General features: G+C 69.4%; 15 protein-coding genes. 6 read left to right on the top strand and 9 right to left on the bottom strand.

Annotation, left to right across the window (positions count from 1 at the left end):
* Positions 1 to 56: 56 nt before the first annotated feature.
* Positions 57 to 1,535 (bottom strand): Nramp family divalent metal transporter, encoded by a 1,479-nt coding sequence (locus tag FVE25_RS06920; RefSeq protein ID WP_157245614.1) that lies wholly within the window; start codon positions 1,533 to 1,535, stop codon positions 57 to 59.
* 104 nt (positions 1,536 to 1,639) lie between these two features.
* Between FVE25_RS06920 and FVE25_RS06925 the strand changes: the two genes are divergently transcribed.
* On the top strand, positions 1,640 to 2,008 hold the full coding sequence (locus FVE25_RS06925; protein ID WP_157245615.1) for a PH domain-containing protein: 369 nt from the start codon (positions 1,640 to 1,642) through the stop codon (positions 2,006 to 2,008).
* Here FVE25_RS06925 and glgA read toward each other — a convergent pair.
* Positions 2,005 to 3,180: a glycogen synthase gene (gene glgA, locus FVE25_RS06930; RefSeq protein WP_181019489.1), complete on the bottom strand. Its 1,176-nt coding sequence runs from the start codon at positions 3,178 to 3,180 to the stop codon at positions 2,005 to 2,007. The two genes, FVE25_RS06925 and glgA, sit on opposite strands and share 4 nt — an antisense overlap.
* Positions 3,181 to 3,268: 88 nt before the next feature.
* On the opposite strand from glgA, the gene glgC reads away from it, so the two are divergent.
* Positions 3,269 to 4,504: a glucose-1-phosphate adenylyltransferase gene (glgC, locus tag FVE25_RS06935; protein WP_157245617.1), complete on the top strand. Its 1,236-nt coding sequence runs from the start codon at positions 3,269 to 3,271 to the stop codon at positions 4,502 to 4,504.
* On the opposite strand, the gene FVE25_RS06940 is transcribed toward glgC, so the two are convergent.
* Entirely contained in the window at positions 4,473 to 7,223 is a 2,751-nt protein-coding gene (locus FVE25_RS06940) for a glycoside hydrolase domain-containing protein (protein ID WP_157245618.1), read from the bottom strand. The genes glgC and FVE25_RS06940 overlap by 32 nt on opposite strands.
* Before the next feature lie 136 nt (positions 7,224 to 7,359).
* Between FVE25_RS06940 and FVE25_RS06945 the strand changes: the two genes are divergently transcribed.
* From FVE25_RS06945 to FVE25_RS06960, 4 genes are all read left to right on the top strand, one after another.
* The gene (locus FVE25_RS06945; protein WP_157245619.1) at positions 7,360 to 8,331 is read left to right on the top strand and encodes an ABC transporter permease; all 972 of its coding nucleotides are present in this window, start codon (positions 7,360 to 7,362) and stop codon (positions 8,329 to 8,331) included.
* Complete coding sequence (locus tag FVE25_RS06950) at positions 8,328 to 9,227, top strand: carbohydrate ABC transporter permease (protein WP_246266745.1); 900 nt, start codon at positions 8,328 to 8,330, stop codon at positions 9,225 to 9,227. The genes FVE25_RS06945 and FVE25_RS06950 overlap by 4 nt, the downstream gene beginning before the upstream one ends.
* Before the next feature lie 14 nt (positions 9,228 to 9,241).
* A complete protein-coding gene (locus tag FVE25_RS06955) occupies positions 9,242 to 10,864 on the top strand; it encodes a type 2 periplasmic-binding domain-containing protein (protein ID WP_157245620.1) in 1,623 nt (540 codons plus the stop codon).
* 127 nt (positions 10,865 to 10,991) lie between these two features.
* The gene (locus FVE25_RS06960; protein ID WP_157245621.1) at positions 10,992 to 11,990 is read left to right on the top strand and encodes a hypothetical protein; all 999 of its coding nucleotides are present in this window, start codon (positions 10,992 to 10,994) and stop codon (positions 11,988 to 11,990) included.
* On the opposite strand, the gene FVE25_RS06965 is transcribed toward FVE25_RS06960, so the two are convergent.
* From FVE25_RS06965 to FVE25_RS06990, 6 genes are read right to left on the bottom strand one after another with little or no spacing between them, the layout of a single operon-like run.
* Positions 11,944 to 12,894 (bottom strand): Gfo/Idh/MocA family protein, encoded by a 951-nt coding sequence (locus tag FVE25_RS06965; RefSeq protein ID WP_157245622.1) that lies wholly within the window; start codon positions 12,892 to 12,894, stop codon positions 11,944 to 11,946. The genes FVE25_RS06960 and FVE25_RS06965 overlap by 47 nt on opposite strands.
* On the bottom strand, positions 12,891 to 14,843 hold the full coding sequence (locus FVE25_RS06970) for a DUF5107 domain-containing protein (RefSeq protein WP_157245623.1): 1,953 nt from the start codon (positions 14,841 to 14,843) through the stop codon (positions 12,891 to 12,893). Before FVE25_RS06970 ends, FVE25_RS06965 begins: the two co-directional genes overlap by 4 nt.
* Before the next feature lie 26 nt (positions 14,844 to 14,869).
* Entirely contained in the window at positions 14,870 to 16,333 is a 1,464-nt protein-coding gene (locus FVE25_RS06975; RefSeq protein ID WP_157245624.1) for a right-handed parallel beta-helix repeat-containing protein, read from the bottom strand.
* 22 nt (positions 16,334 to 16,355) lie between these two features.
* Positions 16,356 to 17,186: a carbohydrate ABC transporter permease gene (locus FVE25_RS06980; RefSeq protein ID WP_157245625.1), complete on the bottom strand. Its 831-nt coding sequence runs from the start codon at positions 17,184 to 17,186 to the stop codon at positions 16,356 to 16,358.
* The gene (locus FVE25_RS06985; RefSeq protein ID WP_181019490.1) at positions 17,183 to 18,124 is read right to left on the bottom strand and encodes a carbohydrate ABC transporter permease; all 942 of its coding nucleotides are present in this window, start codon (positions 18,122 to 18,124) and stop codon (positions 17,183 to 17,185) included. Before FVE25_RS06985 ends, FVE25_RS06980 begins: the two co-directional genes overlap by 4 nt.
* Positions 18,124 to 19,410 (bottom strand): ABC transporter substrate-binding protein, encoded by a 1,287-nt coding sequence (locus FVE25_RS06990; protein ID WP_157245626.1) that lies wholly within the window; start codon positions 19,408 to 19,410, stop codon positions 18,124 to 18,126. The genes FVE25_RS06985 and FVE25_RS06990 overlap by 1 nt, the downstream gene beginning before the upstream one ends.
* Between the last annotated feature and the right edge of the window lie 24 nt (positions 19,411 to 19,434).

Genomic DNA, 19,434 nt, shown 5'->3' on the forward strand with positions numbered 1-19,434 from the left:
GCGCGCCGGCTCACCGTCCGGAACCACGCTCGCCACGGGCCGGTGGCCGCAGGCGATCAGAACGTGATCAGCGGGTCCCCGATCGTGTCGGCGACGAAGTTGACGAAGAAGAACCCGAAGAACAGGACGTTGAGGATCAGGATGACGTAGTGCCAGGGGCGCGGCCGGGCGGGGCGGGGCAGTTTGCCGTTGAGGTAGATGAGCAGGAACGGATAGATCAGCGCCCCGAGGTTGGACATGTTGGCCGACCACTCCACGAGCCCGACCGGCAGCGCCAGATGGATGACCACCGAGATGACCACCAGCAGGACGATCATGAAGGGGTAGTAGAAGCGCCGCGGGTCGCCCTCGATCAGGGCGCGCAGGCGGGGGCTGGTGGCGTGGGCGGCGTCGGTCGTCACCCTGACCATGGCCTCGAAGATGCCGAGCTGGGTGGAGAACAACACCAGGACCCCGATGACCAGCGCCGCGTAGAACATGGCCCGGCCGTACTCGTCGCCGAGGGCGGCGGCGACGAAGGTCGGCACGTTCGCCCGGGTCGGCTTCTCCCCCGACAGGTTGACCGCCTGGGCCATGAGGATCGTGGGCAGCAGCATGCCGAGCATGGCGCAGACGAAGAAGACGCCCCACATGTCGGTCAGCAGCAGCCGGTACCACCGCCGCCACATGTTCCGGTTGCGCTCGTCGTCGGGGAAGGTGACGCCGCTGGCCAGGATCTCCTGGCGGCCGCCGCGCAGCCCGGAGATGAACCCGGCGCGGAAGCCCATGCCGTACCCCTTGTCGCGGTAGTGCCCCATCACGTACCAGTTGAGCCCGGAGGCCAGCGCGGTGAACCCGGCCAGCGCGCCGAGCTGGGTGGCGGTGATGCCGGACGGCGGCGCCGCCGGGGTGAAGAAGCCCCTGACGCCCTCCCACCACAGCGGGAAGGGCACCACGAACAGGTCGATGGCCAGCAGCCCGAGCAGGATGGCGCTGACCATGACCCAGTTGGCCAGTTCGAGGGCACGGCTGATGCGCCGGGCGGAGGCGGCGATGACGAAGACGAGCACGAGCAGCGCGATGGCCCACAGCCGCGGCTCCTCGGCTCCGGCCGGGGCGATGGTCCCGTGGACCAGCGCGTAGACGCCCTGGCCCGCGGAGGCGGCCCAGCCTCCGGCGATGAAGGCGAAGATGACGACGAGCACGGACAGCGGCACCCACAGGCGCCAGCCGGGCGGCACCCGGCCCCATCCGACGACCGGCGTCTCCCCGGTGGCCAGCACGTATCTGGAGCATTCGACGTTGTAGAACGTCTGGAGCAGCGCCGAGACGAGGATCACCCAGCCGACGCCGACGAAGCCGAACTGCCCGACGTTGAGCGGCCCGAGCAGCCATTCGCCGCTGCCGATGGAGATGCCGAGCGCGATCAGGCTGGGCCCGAGGGCGTACTTGACCAGTTCCTTCGGCCCGATGCGGGAGACCTTGAAGACCTCCTCCGGGCTGGGCAGGTCGGTGACGGTGAGATCGGGGCGGCTGACTCCGAGGGGGTGTGTCATGACGGCCTCGCTTTCCGGCGATCCGACTTCAGAGTCATCCCGGAGGCGGAAGTCAGCAAGACCCCTTAAGGAACCGCCGCCGCCGTGCCGTTCGTTACCCGGACATGGCGGACATCCCTTATGACCGGAAAGAGCAGCTCAAGCAGATCGAGAGCGGCCTGCTGCCCGGCGAGAAGATCATCGCTGTCTACGACGCCATCGGGGCGGGCACCGGCTTCCTGGGCCTGACCGACCGGCGCGTGATCGTGCAGGACAAGTCGTTCGTCGGCAAGCGCGTGGCGATCACGAGCATCCCGTACAGCAAGATCTCGGCGGTGAGCGTGGTCAGCAACAAGTCGATCGCCGGAAGCTTCTTCTCCTCGGGCGCGATCGCCGTCCACGTCGGCACCCACACCTACGAGGTCGACTTCCGCGGCGACAACAAGGCCCACCACGTGCACAACGTGATCCTGCACTACATCTCGAAGCCCTAGCCGAGCGAGGCGTAGAGCTCGAGGGTACGGCGGGCCACGCTCTCCCAGGAGAAGTGCTCCACCGCCCTGGCGCGACCGGCGGCGCCCATGGCCTTCGCCCGCGCGGGATCCTCGAGCAGGGCGTTGACCCGCTCGGCGAGGTCGGCGGCGAACCGTCGGGGATCGTGGGGTTCCCCGTCGGCCCCGGCGGAGATGGGCACGAGCAGCCCGGTCTCGCCATCGGCCACGACCTCGGGGATGCCGCCCGTCGCGGTGGCCACCACGGCGCTCTCGCAGGCCATGGCCTCGAGGTTGACGATGCCCATCGGCTCGTACACCGACGGGCAGACGAACACCCGCGCGTGCGTGAGCAGCTGGATGACCTCGGGCTTGGGCAGCATCTCGGAGATCCACACCACTCCGTCGCGGGCCGCGGCCAGCCCCTCCACCAGCCCGGCCACCTCCGCCGCGATCTCGGGCGTGTCCGGCGCGCCGGCGCACAGCACGATCTGCGCGCCCGGCGCGAACGAGCGGGCCGCGCGCAGCAGGTGCACGAGGCCCTTCTGCCGGGTGATCCGGCCCACGAAGATCACGTACGGCCGCGCCGGGTCGATGCCGTGCTTGGCCAGGACGTCCTGGCCGGCGTCGGGGGCGTACTCGGCGGTGTCGATGCCGTTGTGGATGACGCTCACCCGATCGGGCGAAATTTCGGGATATGCGGCGAGCACGTCCCGGCGCATCCCCGCCGACACCGCGATCACCGCGTCGGCCGCCGCCAGCGCGGTCCGCTCGGCCCACGACGAAACCGTGTAGCCGCCGCCCAGTTGCTCGGCCTTCCACGGCCGCAACGGCTCCAGGCTGTGGGTGGTGACCACGTGCGGCATGCCGTACAGCAGCTTGGCCATGTGCCCGGCGAAGTTGGCGTACCACGTGTGCGAGTGCACGACCGACGCGCCCTCACAGGCGGCGGCCATCTCCAGATCCACGCCCAGCACCTGCAGGGCGGCGTTGGCCGTCTCCAGCCCGCCCGGCACCCGGTAGGCCGATACGCCCGGCTCCTCCCGGGCCGCCCCGAAACACCGGACCCGGACGTCGGCCAGCCTGCGCAGCTCGCGGGCCAGATACTCCAGGTGGACCCCGGCACCGCCGTACACCTCGGGCGGATACTCACGGCTGAGCAGATCGACGCGCACGGACCCCACCCTAACGTGAGATCATTCCGGCCCCGCCGCGGCGAATGGGTTGTTCGTACTTGCCGGATTTCGGGGTAGCTTCCTGGTCATGACGTCCCCCAGGGTTCTCGCGGTGGTGCTGGCCGGCGGCGAAGGCAAGCGGCTCATGCCGCTCACGGCCGACAGGGCGAAACCGGCGGTGCCCTTCGGCGGGATGTACCGGCTGATCGACTTCGTGCTGTCGAACCTGGCCAACGGCGGCTACCTGAAGATCGTGGTGCTGACTCAGTACAAGAACCACAGCCTCGACCGGCACGTCTCGCGCACGTGGCGGCTCTCGGCGATGCTGGGCAACTACGTGACGCCGGTCCCGGCGCAGCAGCGGCTCGGGCCGCGGTGGTTCTCGGGCTCGGCCGACGCGCTGTTCCAGAACCTCAACCTGATCTACGACGAGATGCCGGAGCACGTGATCGTCTTCGGCGCCGACCACATCTACCGCATGGACCCTCGGCAGATGGTCGCGCAGCACGAGGCGTCGGGCGCGGACGTGACCGTGGCGGCGATCCGGCAGCCGCTGTCGCTGGCCGACCAGTTCGGGGTGATCGAGACCGACCCCGAGGGGCGGAAGATCGTCGCCTTCCGTGAGAAGCCGAAGGACGCGGTGGGCCTGCCCGACGCGCCCGACGAGGTGTACGCCTCGATGGGCAACTACGTGTTCAGGACGCAGGCGATGATCGACGCGCTGCGCGAGGACGCCCTGGACCCCTCCAGCAAGCACGACCTGGGCGGCAACATCATCCCGATGCTGGTGAAGACGGGTGGCGCGGAGGTCTACGACTTCGCCAACAACGTGGTGCCCGGCTCCAGCGAGCGCGACCGCGGCTACTGGCGCGACGTGGGAACCCTGGACGCCTACTACGAGGCCCACATGGACCTCATCTCGGCGCACCCGGTCTTCAACCTGTACAACGACCGGTGGCCCATCTTCACCGGACACGACCCGCTGCCCCCGGCCAAGTTCGTGCACAACGACGGCGACCGGGTGGGCCGGGCGATCGACTCGCTGGTCTCCCCCGGCGTGATCGTCTCCGGCGGTACGGCCAGCCGCTCGATCCTGTCGCCCAAGGTCGTCCTCCACTCGCACTCGCTGGTGGAGGACTCGGTGCTCATGGACAACGTCAAGGTGGGCAGGGGCGCGATCGTGCGCAGGGCGATCGTCGACAAGAACGTGATCATCCCGGACGGCGCCCGGATCGGCTTCGACCTGGACTACGACCGGACCCGGTTCGCGGTGACCCGGGCCGGCGTCGTGATCATCGGGAAGAACGAGATCGTGGACCGCTGAGCCACACGATCCGGCCGCCGCCGTCCACGGGGACCGGCTTGTGCAGCGAGAGCACGGCCGGTTTCTGCAGGCCCTCGATCTCCGGGGCGCGCAAAGTGGCGGTGCGCGGGTCGAGCCCGAGCCGGTCCCAGTCGATCTCCAGCGTGACCGGCCCGTCCTGCCAGCCGCCCAGCGCGATCAGGGTGCCGTTGCGGCCCACGTAGGCGGTGGCCTTCGCCGTATCCGTCCCGGATCGGACCGGCGCGGACGGTGACCAGTAGCCGTACATGTCGGCGTCCGGCACGCCGTACTCGTCGAAGAGCCGCCACATGGCGCGGGGGTTCCCGCCCGGGTAGATCCGGCTGGTCATCCCGTAGACGAGCCCCCGCCAGGGGTGCCCGCCGTCCTGCAGCATGTCCGCCATGACGCCGAACGGGATGCCGCACGTCTCGGCCAGCCACTGATCGGGCTCGGCGTCGTAGTCGAAGTACTCCCCGAACCACAGCCGGTCCACGTACGGCAGGTGCTCCAGGTAGAGGTTCGCGCTGCTGGCGAAGCCGTCCTTGGCGTTGAACTGGTTGGCGGAGTGCAGGTCGACCAGCGGCGCCGGGCGCTGGTCCAGGACCCGGCGCACCCGCTTCATCACCTCGCGGTCGAAGCCGAGATCGTCGAGGTAGATCCCGTCGATCCCGACGTGGCGCACCAGCCAGTCGAGCCCTTCGACGTAGAAGTTGTGCCAGCGCGACTGCCCGCCGGTGACCAGCGAGGAGTCGCCGACGCCGGTGGCGAACCAGGCCGGCAGCCGCCCGTCCCCCACGTGCTCACGCGACCAGGCGCCGCCGCCGCCGGGCCCCGGCGCCAGCACCTCGTCCCCGAGGCTGAGCAGCGCCCACAGCTCCGGCGCCCGCGTGGTCAGCTCGCGCACCGTGTAGTAGATCTTGCTGCGCAGCCCCGCCTCGTGCAGCGTGTCCACGTACTCCCTGAGCCGGTCCACGGTCAGGAACGGGTAGTTGATGTAGGGGTTGACCTCGGTGGCGTGGTGGGTGTTGACCACGGTGGCGCCGCTGGCCGCGATCTCGGCGGCGGGCCGGTAGGCGTGGAAGTACCGCTCGCGGAAGTGGGCGCCGGTGTCGATCGGCTTGAACGGGGTCAGCGTCAGCCGCACGTCGAAGCGCAGCCGTTCCCCGGCGGCCATCCGCCGCGGCCCGCCGTAGCAGCGCAAGCGGTCGCCGTCGCGCCGCACGCCGCCGCGCCCGCCGTTGTGCCACGAGCCGGGCAGCACGAGCGGGCGCTGGTGGTAGAAGTTCGTGTTGAGCGGCCGCACGTAATGCTCGTCGGCCAGCCTGACCTGCACCCCGGCGTTGACCGCGCCGGCCCACAGCGCGTCCTGGTTGCGGGTGACGTCCCAGCGCCAGTCGAGGTCCGCGCGCCGCCCGCCGGGCCGCCCCAGCCCCATCTGGTACGGCAGCGCCGCCAGCGGCAGGGTGAGCCGGGTGTCGTCCAGGTCGGCGCCGGCCTCGGCGGACAGTTCCAGCCGGTAGTCCAGGGTGCCGTCGAACTCCAGCCGGCCGTCCAGGTCGAGCGTGAGCTTTCCGGAGCGCCACCGGGAGACCCAGGTGACGGCGGCCGCGGTGTGTGCGGTGATCCGCCACCCGTCGTGCGCCCAGTCGTGCCCGGGCACCTCGAAGGAGACGGGCCCGGACAGCACCTCGGCAGGCGTCTGCCCGATCGCGGTCACCTCGGGGGTGAAGTACGAGGTCAGCTTGGCGGGCAGCCCGTCGTGGCCGAGGGTGACGGTACGGCCGAGCACGCCGAGCCGGTCGCCGTCCACGGTGACCGGGGTGTAGGGGCGGACCACGGTGTCGTCGGCGAAGCGGCGTGAGTCGAGCCAGCGCAGCCGGGACAGCTTGGCCGGGTCGTCATCCGTGTGATCGTCAGAGGTCCGATCGGTGAGCTCCACCACGAAGTCGACCGCGCGTTCACCCTCACCCTCCGTGATCACCCGGACAGTGAACTCCCTTTCGGAAATGCGCATTCCGCACCAGAGCGCTTGCACTGTGTGCTCGGCCACATCCAGGCGGCGGGTGAAGGCCCGGCCGAGGTAGTCCACACCGCCGAGGGTGAAACAGGTGAAGTCCGGTGCGTCGCAGGTCACGCGGACGTCGCGGAGCGGGCGGGAGCCGTACACGCCGATCTGGAAGACGAGGTAGTCGCCGCGGTCGGCGCGCAGGCGCACCGGGCCGGGGGCGCGTTCGAGCCAGCGGGCGGGCAGCGCGCGCATGCGGATGGGGTGCTCGCGGCTCTCGCCGAAGGCGAAGAAGCCCTCCTGCGGCGGGGCCGGGCGCTCCAGGTCGGTGTAGCGGTCGTGCTCGGTGCGGGCCTCGTAGGCTTCCACGACGCACGTGGCCATCGGGCCTTCCGGCAGGTCACCGGCGGGCTGGAGGTACTCGTCCTGCGGGTACTGCGGGGTCGCCGCGTTCTCGTAGGGAGTGTAGTAGAGAACGTAGCGTCCTCTGCCCTTGACCGGGGCGAAGGCGTAGCCGCCGGGCACCGCGTGCGCGCGGCCGGCCTCCTCGCCCGTGGATGTGCGCACGAGGCCGGCTCCTCCGTGGTGCTGGGGCGTGAGCCAGGGCACGGGCACCTTCACCAGCGGGCTTTCCGTCTCTACCTGGACGATCACGCGGTGGTTGCCGAGCTCCTCGGGAGCCCAGGAGGAGACGGCCTCGTGGGGTTGCAGCATGGCAGCCACGCTAACGTGTGCACACGGATGATTAAAGATGTCTCTTTCATAAATACTGCGAACACTATTGACCAGGATGGTTGGCATCTCGCACGATGTCGGATCAATCCCCCATTAATCCGGACGAAGGTGAGACGTGACGACGGTCGAGTCGGCAGTGCGCCCCGCGAAGGGGCAACGCCGTACCGAGGGCGAGGCGAGCGGGAAGCGCGCCGGGCGCTGGCGCAGGGACAAGACACTGTTCTTCCTGGCACTGCCGGGAGCGCTGTGGTTCGTGTTGTTCTTCTACATCCCGCTGCTCGGCAACGTCGTGGCCTTCCAGGACTACTCGACGTTCAAGGGGTTCCTCGCGAGCCCGTTCGTCGGGTTCGAGAACTTCACGGCGATGCTGGGGGATGACTCCTTCTGGAAGGCAGTGGTCAACACGCTGGAGATCACGACACTCCAGCTGATCTTGTTCTTCCCAGCACCCCTGGGGCTGGCCCTGCTGTTGCACAGCATGCTGGGCAACTACCTCAAGCGCCTGGTGCAGACGGTCGTCTACCTGCCGCATTTCATGTCGTGGGTCATCGTCGTGTCGATGTTCCAGCAGGTGCTCGGCGGTGCGGGCTCACTCAACATGTTCCTGCGCCAGAACGACATCGGCGTCCTGAGCATCATGAACAACCCCGACACCTTCTCCCTGCTGATGACCAGCCAGATCATCTGGAAGGACTGCGGCTGGGGAACGATCATGTTCCTGGCCGCGCTGGTCGCCGTAGACCAGAACCTCTACGAGGCGGCGGCCGTGGACGGAGGTGGCAGGTGGCGCAGGTTGTGGCACGTCACACTGCCCGGCATCCGCCCCGTGCTGATCATGCTGTTCATCCTGCGCCTGGGCGACATCCTCTCGGTCGGCTTCGAGCAGATCTTGCTGCAACGAAAATTCGTCGGTGCCAACGCCTCTGAGGTGATCGACACCTACGTGTTCCAGAACGGCCTCATGAACGGTGAGTACGGGATGAGCACCGCGGCCGGCCTGATGAAGGGCATCGTCGCCGCCGCGATGATGATCGCCGCGAACAAGCTGGCGCACAAGTTCGGAGAGCAAGGGGTCTACAGCCGATGAGGAATCCGTTCGCGCTGCCGCCGATGCCGCCGTGGATGGAAAAGCCCACGGTCCTCGGCCGCGCCACCAAAGGCGTCGCACTGGCGATCATCTGCGTGCTCGTCCTCTATCCGTTCGTCCTGGCCGTCGGCACCAGCCTGGCCGGGGCCGACGAACTGCGCGAGCGCGGCGGCTGGGTCCTCATCCCGGACAAGCCGACGCTGGACGCCTACCAGGTCCTGCTTTCGGGCGGCGTGGTGACCAAAGCCGCCATCGTGTCGATCGGCGTCACTGTGATCGGCACCGCGCTCAGCATGATCGCCACCATCATGCTCGCATACGGCACCAGCCGCCCCGGCGCGTTCGGCAGCCGGTGGATCGTGCTCATGATGTTGGGCACCTTCCTCTTCGCGCCCGGAATCATCCCGAGCTTCCTGCTGGTCAAGGAACTCGGCCTGCTCAACACCTACGCGGCGCTGGTTCTGCCGGTGCTGCTCAACGCCTTCAACGTGATCGTCGTGCGGCAGTTCTTCATGAACGTGCCGAACGAACTGCTGGACGCCGCCCGCATGGACGGCGCCGGCGACATGACGATCCTGCGCAAGGTGATCCTCCCGCTGTCCAAGGCGGTGCTGGCGGTCGTCGGCCTGTTCTACGCCGTCAGTTATTGGAACGCCTTCTTCAACGCGATGATCTACGTCCAACCTGACAAGTACCCGCTCCAGATGGTCCTGCGCTCTTACATCATCGAGGCCGGCGAGATGAACGCCGGCGACCTCGGCATCGCCCACCTGCCTCCGGGTCAGGCGATCAAGATGGCGGTCCTGGTCTGCGCCGTGGCCCCCATCGTGTGCGTCTACCCCTTCCTCCAGAAGTACTTCGTCAAGGGTGTCCTCACGGGCGCCATCAAGGGCTAAAAGGAGCCTGCACCATGAACCTGAACCGGCGTTCCTTCCTGGGCCTGGCCGGACTGACCGCGGCCGCCGTGGTCACCGGCTGCTCCTCCTCGGGCGGCGGCACTGCGGGCTCCAAGGCCGGGGCCGCGGGCGGCCCGCTGAAGATGCCGACCTACGTGCCCTTCGCCGGCCCCACCCCCGACCTGCCCGGAAACGCGCAGGGCCTGGACCCGGGCTACTTCAAGTTCCCGGCCAGCCCCGTCAAGACGGTCAAGGCGGTCCCCGGCGACGGCTCCACGATCACCGGCCTGACCTACTACGACGGCCCGATCGTGCCCCAGATGGACGCCAACGCCTTCTGGCAGGAGGTCAACAAGCGCCTCGGCGTCACCTTCCAGCTCGACACCGGCAACGACGACGGTTACCCGACGAAGTTCAACACGACCGTGGCCGGCGGCGACCTCAAGGACCTGATGTGGGTCGCGCCGAACCAGGGCATCACCAAGGTCGCCGACCTGGCCGAGGCCAAGTTCGTCGACCTGACCCCGTACCTCTCGGGCGACGCGGTCAAGGAATACCCGAACCTGGCCAACTTCCAGGAGATGACCTGGCAGGCCGCGGTGATGAACGGCCGGATCTGGGGCGTCCCGGTGCCCTACAGCTTCTTCGGCCAGACCTACGTGGGCAACAAGAAGTCCTGGGACTCCGTCGACGGCTTCTCCGCCAAGTCCCCCGACGAGCTGATCGAGAAGTTCAAGCAGCTCACCGACGCCAAGGCCGGCCGCTGGGCGCTGGAGCCCGCCTACATCAACGCCGTCGCCCAGTTCAACCAGATCTTCCGCGGCGCCAACGTGTGGCGGCTGGAGGGCGGCAAGCTCGTCCACATGTTCGAGACCCTGGAGTACGTCTCGGCCCTCGAAATGGGGATCAAGGCATTCAAGGCCGGCGTCTTCTATCCCGACCCGAAGATCACCGACATCGCCTCGAAGGTCGCCCAGGGCACCGTCGCCGCGCAGGTCCTGTCGGGCGCGGGCTGGGTCGGCGTCCCCAACCAGCCGGGGTACGGCAGCGCCTGGGAGCTGACCACGCTCATCCCCTTCGGCCACGACGGCGGCAAGGGCGTGCACAACCTGGCCAGGGGCTCGGTCGGGTTCACCGGCATCAGCAACAAGAACGACGAGAAGAAGACCAAGATGCTGCTCAAGGTGCTGGACTATCTGGCCGCGCCGTTCGGCAGCGAGGAGTGGTTCTTCCTCAACTACGGCGTGGCCGGCGCGCAGCACACGATGGAGAAGGACGCCCCCGTCAAGACCAAGGAGGGCGAGACGCAGCTGGCCTTCACCAACCAGCTGAAGTTCATCAACCAGTCGCCGGAGTTCCTGTTCTACCCGGGCATGGACGAGACCACCAAGGCCATCCACACCGCCCAGCAGCAGCTCCTGGAGATCTCCCAGCCGAGCCCGATCCTCGGCCACTACTCGGAGACCAACATCGACAAGGGCCAGTCGCTCACCTCGAAGGTCTACGAGTTCGTCGACGACGCGGTCACCGGCCGCCGGTCCCTGACCGAGTTCAAGTCGGTGGTGGAGGAGTTCAAGAGCGGCGGCGGCGACAAGATCCGCAAGGAGTTCGAGGAGTCGATCGCCAAGAGGGGCTGACCTTCCCCGCGCGGGGCCGGTGTGCCGCACCGGCCCTTTTGCATGAAGTTGAAAAGGCGTCCGAAACCCTCCCTGTTTTACCGCCGAATCGGTAGAGTGCCCGGTCCCGGGATGTAAGGACACATACGTGAAGGTGAAAGAGGCGCGCGAGGCGGCGGCGCGCTGGGTGGCGGGGGTCGCCTGTGACGGCGCGTTCCTCACCGGGTCGGTGACCTGGCTCGACGACGGCGACGACCTGCCCGAGTCCTCGGACGTGGACGTCTTCCTCGTCGCCGGGGAGCAACACCCCAAACTCGGCAAGTTCCCGTACGAAGGGGTCCTGCTGGAGGCCACCTACCTCACCTGGGACGAGATCCCGTCGGCCGCGGCGATCCTCGGCCACTATCACCTGGCCGGCGCCTTCCGCCGCGACAACGTGCTGGCCGACCCCACCGGGCGGCTGCGGGAGCTCCAGTCCGAGGTGGGGCCCGCCTGGGCGGCTCCGGACTGGGTGCGCAGGCGGTGCGAGCACGCCGAGTCACGCATCCTCAAGGGGCTGGCGGGGGCCGCGGCGGCCGAGCCGTACCCGATGGCGGTGTTGCGGTGGTTGTTCGCGACGGGCGTCACCACGCACGTGCTGCTCACCGCCGGGTTGCGCAACCCGACCGTGCGGCTGCGCTACCCGGAGGTGCGGCGGCTGCTCATGCCGTACGGCCGGGCCAGGCTGTACGAGGCGCTGCTGGAGCTGCTGGGCAGCGAGCGGCTGGGCCCGGGGCGGGTCGAGCGGCATCTGGCCGCCATGACCCGGGCCTTCGACGCGGCGGCCGGTGTGGACGGCGCGCCGTACCCCTTCGCTTCAGACATCTCCCCGCAGGCCCGGCACATCGCGGTGGACGGCTGCCGTGAGCTCATCGAGCGCGGGCTGCACCGGGAGGCGATGTTCTGGATCACCGCCACCCACGTGCGCAGCCTGCTCGTCCTCGGCACCGACACGCCCGCCTTCCACGAACTGCTGGCCGACCTGCGGATCGGCTCGCTGGAGGCGCGGGCGCAGGAGGTACGGGCCTTCCTGCCGAGGTTGCGGCGGGCGGCCGAGAAGATCATCGTGCTCCGAGACGGCGCCGGGCCTCCTCCAGCTGGCGCATGACCGCGAGGCTCTCGTCCAGCGGCATGATCGTGCTCTCGGTGCGGCCTTCGGCGACCGCCCTGGCGACTTCGCGGACCTCGCCGCGGTAGCCGTCCTCGCCCGGTTCCAGGAGCAGTTCCTCCGGCTCGGCGCCCGGCCTGGTCAGCACGATGCGGCGCGGCGCCCAGAACGAGGCGTCGATCTCGGCGGTCATGCCGGAACCGATCACGGTGGCGGTGTTGGAGAGCGGCTTGAGCAGCGAGGTCTCCAGCGTGGCCCGCGCGTCACCCGGATAGGCCAGCAGCACGCTCGCCTCGGCATCGACGCCCGACGGCCCGAGCGACCCGGTCACGTGCATGTCCAGCGGCGTCCCGAGCAGCAACTGGGCCAGCGCGAACGGATACACACCCAGGTCGAGCAGCGCCCCGCCGCCCAAGGCCGGATCCCAGAGCCGGTGGGCCGGATCGTAGGGCTGATGGAACCCGAACTCCGCCCGCACCCCCAGAATCTCACCGAAGCGCTCGTCCCGGGCGACCCGCTGAATGAGCGGATTGAACCGCATCCACATCGCTTCCATGAGAAAAACCCCGGCCTCGCGGGCCAGCGCGACCATGCGCTCCGCCTCGTCCAGCCGGCCGGTGAGCGGTTTCTCGCACAGCACCGCCTTGCCGCAGGCGATCGCCGCCTCGGCGACCTCCAGGTGCTGGGCATGCGGCGTGGCCACGAAGACGGCGTCCACCTCGTCGGCGGCGCACAACTCGGCGTAGGACCCGAAGGCCAGCTCAGCCCCCAGCTCCCGGCCCAGGACGGCCGCGCGTTCCTTGGACCGCGACGCCACCGCGGACACCCGCATCCCCGGCTCGCCGGCGATCACCCTGCCGACGGTCTGCGCGATTCCGCCGGTGGCGGCGATACCCCATCTCAATCGGACACCTGCATCCTGAAGTCGTAGCGGCTGGGCAGCGGGTTCTCCCGGCGGGCCCGTTCGGCCAGGTCCGGGGTGACCGGATCGGGTCCGGCCAGGCGGCGCTCGTGGTAGGTGAACCAGACGGCGTCTAGGGATATCTCACCTTCGCGAAGATTGTCCACCTCGATGCCGCTGGTGAGGAGGCCGCCGGCGCGCTCCAGGTCGCCGGCGTCCAGGGCGGCCTGGGTCTCGATGAGCTGGATGCGGCCTCGGGTGCGCTGGTCGGCGGGGAGAGTGTCGATGATCGTGAGGGCCGCCTCCGGGCGGGCCGCGGCCAGGAGGGCGCGCAGGGTCTCCACCGTGAGCTCGGGCACGTGCGGGGCCAGGGCGTGGGCTTCGGACAGCAGGCCGGCCACCTCGCCGGGGGCCGTGCCCGTTTCCAGGCGGCGGGATTCGGCCAGGCAGCGCAGCGTCCAGGGGGTGCGTTCGTGCGCCAGGGACTCCTGCCAGGCCGCGCGGGCTCCGTCGAGGTCGCCGTCCGCGTACCGGACCAGGCCGAGGTGGTAGCGGGCGTGCCAGTCCGGCGGATGGTCCTCCAGCAGGGCCCGCCATTTCGGGCCGGTCACCGGGGCGGCGGGCGGGTCGCAGAGCGGGAGCCTTCCCGTGGCCAGCAGCTCCGCCCAGGGGGCCTGCTCGTCGCCGATCTCCCCGTACGGCAGGCCGTCCGGCTCGGGCAGTTGTCCGGCGGCGGCCTCCAGCGCGGCCCAGCCGGAGCCGTGGGCCAGCCTCTCCACCTCGCCGGAAAGGTCCTCGTTCAGCGCCGCGTCCAGGGCGGCGCGCGGGACCAGCCGGTCCAGTGCCTCGGCCGCCGCCGCCCGGGCCTCGGTCCAGGTGCCGTGCACCCGGCCGGGGTCGGCTTCCAGGAGGCCGTACGCCTCGGCCCACGACCAGGTCGCGTGTGCGGGCATCGGGAGGTGCTCCAGCTGGGTGCGGGCCAGGCCCGCCTGGATCTCCAGGTAGCGGGAGCCGGGGCCGCTGAGCCATTCCTGCCAGCGGCGGCCGCCCGGGCCGGTGCCCCAGTGGAAGAGTTTGCGGCCGCGCAGCAGGTCCGTGGAGGTCTGGACGAGGCCGCGGCCCTCGGCGTCCAGGGCGGTGATCCAGCGGCGTTCGCCCGCCGGGATCTCGAAGAAGTAGTCGGCCGCGCGCGGCACCCCCTCGGTGTAGCTGCGGTCGCGGCCGTCGAGCACCGGGAAGTCGACGACCCGCAGCTCGGCGGTGTAGTCGAAGTGGTGGGCCTGCGCGGCGGGTGCCACCACGCGGATCCCGGGGCCCTCGGGGACGGCGATGTTGGACCACCAGTACACCGGCGTCTCGGCCGGGGACGGGTTGTGCAGGGTGATCTTCACCAGCAGGACGGGCGAGTCCGGTGGCAGCCAGGCGTCGAGCCGCACCACCAGCCGCCGCATGCGCTCGAACTCGTACATCCGCAGCACCGACGTACCGTCCGGCCGGGTGAGGGCGACGGCGTGCAGCGGGGAGCAGGTCAGGGGCCAGTGGCCGGTGGCGCCGAGGTTCCACTCGACGCCGCCGGCCAGCCAGGCGTCGCGCAGCGCCAGGTTGGCCGGTTGCAGGATCGGGTTGCGGTGCAGCAGCTCCCGGCCGGTCGGCAGGTGTTCCAGGGACCACAGCCGCCCGCCGTACCCCGGCAGGAAGGTGGCTCGGAGCTGGGAGTTCTCGAGGACCACCACCGGCAGCTCGCGTTCGCGGCGCGAGCGCGTGTAGCCGTCCTGCGGGGTGTAGGGCAGGAGCGCGTGCGGCTGGCCGTACCCGATCTGCGCGGTCATCTCCGCGTCCGCGCCGCTGATGCCGGGGCGGACGCCGGTGCCGTGCAGGATCGGCAGCGGACCGGCCGCGGGCGGGGCGGCGGCGGGCAGGCGCAGGGTGGCGCGGCGCAGGGTGCTGGTCATGTGGTGGTCCCCGAGGTGCTCGATCGTCAGTTGCAGGGGGTCAGCTGGTGCATGCCGAGGTCGGGCGTGCACGTGACGGGGTTGCCGAAGTAGTCGCGGCCGCCGTTGTTCTCGATCGTCCTGCCCTTCTGCAGCGCGGGAGAACCGGGCTGCAGCTTGCCGTCCGCGCTCAGGAGCGGGTCGCCGGTGACGGTGCCGGTCGCCCCCGCGGGTACGGCGAGGCCGTTCAGGAGGTTGTTCTCCAGGGTGTAGCCGCCGGAGCGGAGGTTGAAGGAGGCCCTGCCGGTGCCCGTGACCGAGACGACGTTGTTGGCGAACAGGACGTTGCGGCGGTTGGCGTTGTTCTCGTTGACGACGGTCTGGGTGACGCCGTCGCCGATGACGAACGTGTTGTTGTAGATGGCGGCGCTTTCTACGCCGCCGCTGCAGTTCTCGACGCCGCGGAAGTGGTCGTTCACGCTGAGGTTGTAGCGGACGACGGCGTCCTTGATCTTGCCGGCGGCGTTGCAGAGCAGCAGGAAGCCGCCCTGGTTGTCGTGGCTGTAGTTGTACTGGAAGACGGTGCCGAAGCCGTTCTCGTCCACGTCGAAGCTCATGCCGTCGCGCGTGGTCTCGCCGCCGCTGACCTCGTTGAACTGGATGACGACGTTGTCGGAGTTGTGCGTCCACAGGCCCGCGCTGTAGCCCTTGGAGCGGCGCTGGAAGCCGTGGACGCGGTTGTTCTCGGCCAGCGCGCCGGTGACGCTGCCGAGGACGATGCCGTCGCCGCCGACGTCGGTGACGGTGTTGCCGCTGACCTTCACCCCGGTCCACGGGATGTGGCGGTTGCCCGGCTCCTTGCCCCAGCCGGAGGTGTTCCAGGTGGAGAAGAGGAAGATGCCGGAGCGGTCCACGCCGGTCACCGTGTTGCCGGTGATGCGGACGTCGTCGAAGAGGGTGGGCACGGTGTTGCCCTCGACCCACATGGTGATGCCGGCCGAGCCGTACTCGTCCTTGGTGTCGTCGCCGTTGACGTCGTGCACGTCGAGGTCGCGCAGGACGATGTGGCGCAGCGTGCCGGCGTCGCGGGCGCTGACCCGGACGCCGCGGCGCTTGCCGGCGGCGGCGCCGGTGTTGGCCACGTCGAGGCCGGCGATCTCCCAGTACTGCTGGTTGTGCAGCTTGATCGCGTCCTCGGCGCCGCCGCCCTGGATGCGGGGCTTGGCGCCGCGGCCGTAGGCGTCGATGACGATGGGGCGGCCCGGCGCGCCGGAGCCCTTCGGCGCGAGGGTGCCGGCGCAGGTGGTGCCGCGTTTGAACAGCACCCGGGTGCCCGGGCGCAGGGTGAGGTTGTTGACCTGGTCCAGGGAGGTGAGGGGGTGGCCCACGGTGCCCTTGGGCGTCTTGGCCGACTGGCAGTCGACGTGGACGGCCCGGGCGCTGCCCGCCAGGGCGGGGGTGGCGGTCAGGGTAAGCCCTGTGACGACAAACCCGGCAAGCACAGCTTTCATACGAAATTTCCCTCTATTTCCTTTATTTCCCGATGCCAACGGTCATCCCCTGGATGATCCGCGTGCCCAGCCACGAGAAGAGCGCGACCATGGGGGCGAGGATGATGCAGATGCCGGCGAACATGGTTCCCCAGTCCCGTCCGGCGTACTGCTGGAGCCCGACGAAGTTGACCAGCGCCACCGGCAGCGTGATCTTCTCGTCGCTGGTCATGAGCGCGATCGCGAACAACGTCTCGTTCCAGGCGCCGATGAACTGCAGCAGGAACGCGGTGATCAGCCCGCCCCGCGCGACCGGCAGCACCACCCGCACGAACGCCCGCAGCCCGGAGGCGCCGTCGATGGCCGCCGCCTCCTCCAGCACCACGGGGATCCCCGCGAAGAAGCCGGTCAGCAGGTAGACGGTGAACGGCATGGCCAGCCCGATGTAGACGACGGTCAGGCCGATGAAGCTGTCGGTCAGCTCGACCGCGGCCAGCCCGACGAACAGCGGCACCAGCAGCACCTGCCCGGGCACGCCGAGGCCGAGGGCGAAGGTCATGGTCAGCGCGTTCGAGGTGCGGGTACGGCGGCGCGCGAGCGCATAGGCGGCGGGCGCGGCCAGGGCGACCGCGACGAGCGAGGAGAGCGCGGCGACCATGACGCTGTTGAGCGCGGCGGTGCCGAAGCCGCCCTCGGCCCACGCCTTGGCCCAGTTGCCGCCCTGGGGCGGGACCGGCAGGCCGAAGGGCTCGCTGAAGATCGACTGGGTGTCGCGCAGCGAGGTGACGAAGATCCAGGCCAGCAGCGCCAAGTCGGCCGCGACCAGGAGCCACACGATGCCGTGGCCCACCCGGAAAAGCCGAGCGCGCTTCACATCATCACCCGCTCCCTGCGCATGAGCCGGCGCAGGATCACCACGAGCAGGCCGACCATGACCAGGCTGACGATCGCCGCCGCGGCGGCCAGGCCCAGCTTCGGCACCGAGCTCTGCGGGAAGGCGGAGTAGTAGACGTACATGGCGGTGGTCCAGGTCTGGATGGGCGCGCTGCTGACCGTGGCACCGCCGCCGAACAGCAGCACGATCTCGAAGACCTTCACCGAGCTGACCGTCCAGAGCACCGCGCACACGCTGACCACCTCCCACGACAGCGGCAGCGTGATGTGCCGGAAACGCTGCCAGGCGGTGGCGCCCTCCAACTCGGCCGCCTCGTAGAGGTAGGTGGGGATCTGGTCCACGGCGGCCATGATGATCGTGGTGTAGTAACCGGTCGCGGTCCACACGATGGTCGCGATGATCATCGCGGGCAGGTTGTCGATCGACAGCCACTTGGGCACCGCGTCCACGCCCAGCAGGTTGAGCACCTTGTTGACCGGCCCGTTCGGCCCGAACAGGAACCCGGCCGCGATGCCGAAGACCAGCGCGTTGACCAGGCAGGGGAAGAACAGCACCGACCGGGCGAACATCTTGCCGGCCATCTCGCGCAGCGCCAGCGTGAGCAGGAAGCTGATCGCGAAGGTGGCGACGCCGCCCAGGACGAGGATCTTCAGCGTGTTGCCGATGGCGTAGTGGAAGGCTCCGTCGTCCAGGAGGAAGCGGTAATTGTCCAGGCCACGCCACTGCATGGCGCCCATGCCGTCCCACTTGTACAGGCTGGTCCAGGCGGCGTAGGCGATCGGCGCCAGGAACAGCAGGCCGTAGAAGGCCAGCGCCGGGCCGACGAACGGCCAGAACAGCCGGGTGGCCTGCCGTTCCAACGGGCCCCCGCGGGCCGCGCGGGCCCGCCGGGGCGCGGCGAGGGTGGTGACGGCCACTACCCGTTGGCCTTCCAGTAGGCGAGGTGGCCTTCCTTGGCCTTGGCGATGAACTGCTCGGCCGTGGCCTTGCCCAGCCACAACTCGCTGAAGGCGGGGAAGAGCGCCTTGTCGAGGTAGTCGCCGGAGACGCCGTCGATGGGCAGGCGGCTGGGGTTGTCGTTGAGCAGCTTCTGCGCGTCGAGCAGTTCGTCGGGGGCGGGCACGTCGGCGCGCGGGGTGATGTTCTTCGCCTCCGTCGAGATGCCGGAGATGTTGTCCTTCTTCAGGAAGTAGGCGATGAACTTCTGGGCCGGCTCGGGGTTCTTGGCGCGCTTCGGGATGGCGAAGCCGAGAGGGATGGTGTTGACCTCGGTGTTGCCGCCCTTGGTGGCCGGTACGGCGAATTCGCCCATCTTGAAGCCACTGGCCAGGTTCTTCTGCGCTTCGCTGGGCACCCAGGTGCCGTCGAGGTGGAAGGCGGCCTTGCCGGTGGCCCAGTTGGTCTGCTGGGCTGGGTACTTGCTGGCGTCGTAGCCCTTGAGTATGTAGCCGGCCTTGACGAACGCCTCGATCCGCTTGGCCGTCTCCAGCACTCCCGGCTGGCCCCAGGCGGCGCCGGTCTTGTCGTTGAAGATCTTGCCCATGGTCCCGGCGCCGTTGTCGCGCACGAGCAGGTAGTCCATGAGCAGGAAGTTGGTCCAGGTGTTGTCGCCGTCGGAGGCCACGCACGCCTTGTCCTTGGCCTTGAGCGTCTGGCAGAGCTTGACGAACTCGTCCCAGGTGGCGGGGGTCGTGGCCAGGTCGGCGTCGGCCTTGTTGTAGAAGTACGTGGCCGAGTTCAGGACGTAGGGGACGATCCAGCGGGTGACGCCCTCGGGGTCCTTCGGCATCGCGTCGAGGTACTTGGCCGGGATGACGTCGGCGACCTTCTTGCCCTCGCCGGGCACCTCGCTGTCGTAGACCGGGGTGAGGTCCCTGGCCTGGCCGGTCGCGGCGAGCAGCGAGCTGATCACGTCGAAGCCGTTCTCGACCAGGTCGGGCGCCTTGTTGGCGGCGATGGCCGGGCCGATCTTGGTGCGGATGTCGCGGCCCTGCCACTCGACGGTGACCTTGGTGCCGGTCTCCTTCTGGAACTTGTCGATCGCGGCCTTGATGACCTTGGCCTGCGGCTCGTTCTCCTTCCACATCGACCAGTAGGTGAACTGGCCGCCCTTCGCCTCCTCCTTGGAGCCCGTGCCGCCGCCGCAGGCGGTCAGGGCGAGACCGGCCACGACACCGGCCGCCAGGACTTTGGGTGCGCGCATATCAGTTCACCTTTCGCAATTACC

Origin of the sequence: Nonomuraea typhae (assembly GCF_009760925.1) — a bacterium.
Taxonomy (GTDB): Bacteria; Actinomycetota; Actinomycetes; order Streptosporangiales; family Streptosporangiaceae; genus Nonomuraea; species Nonomuraea typhae.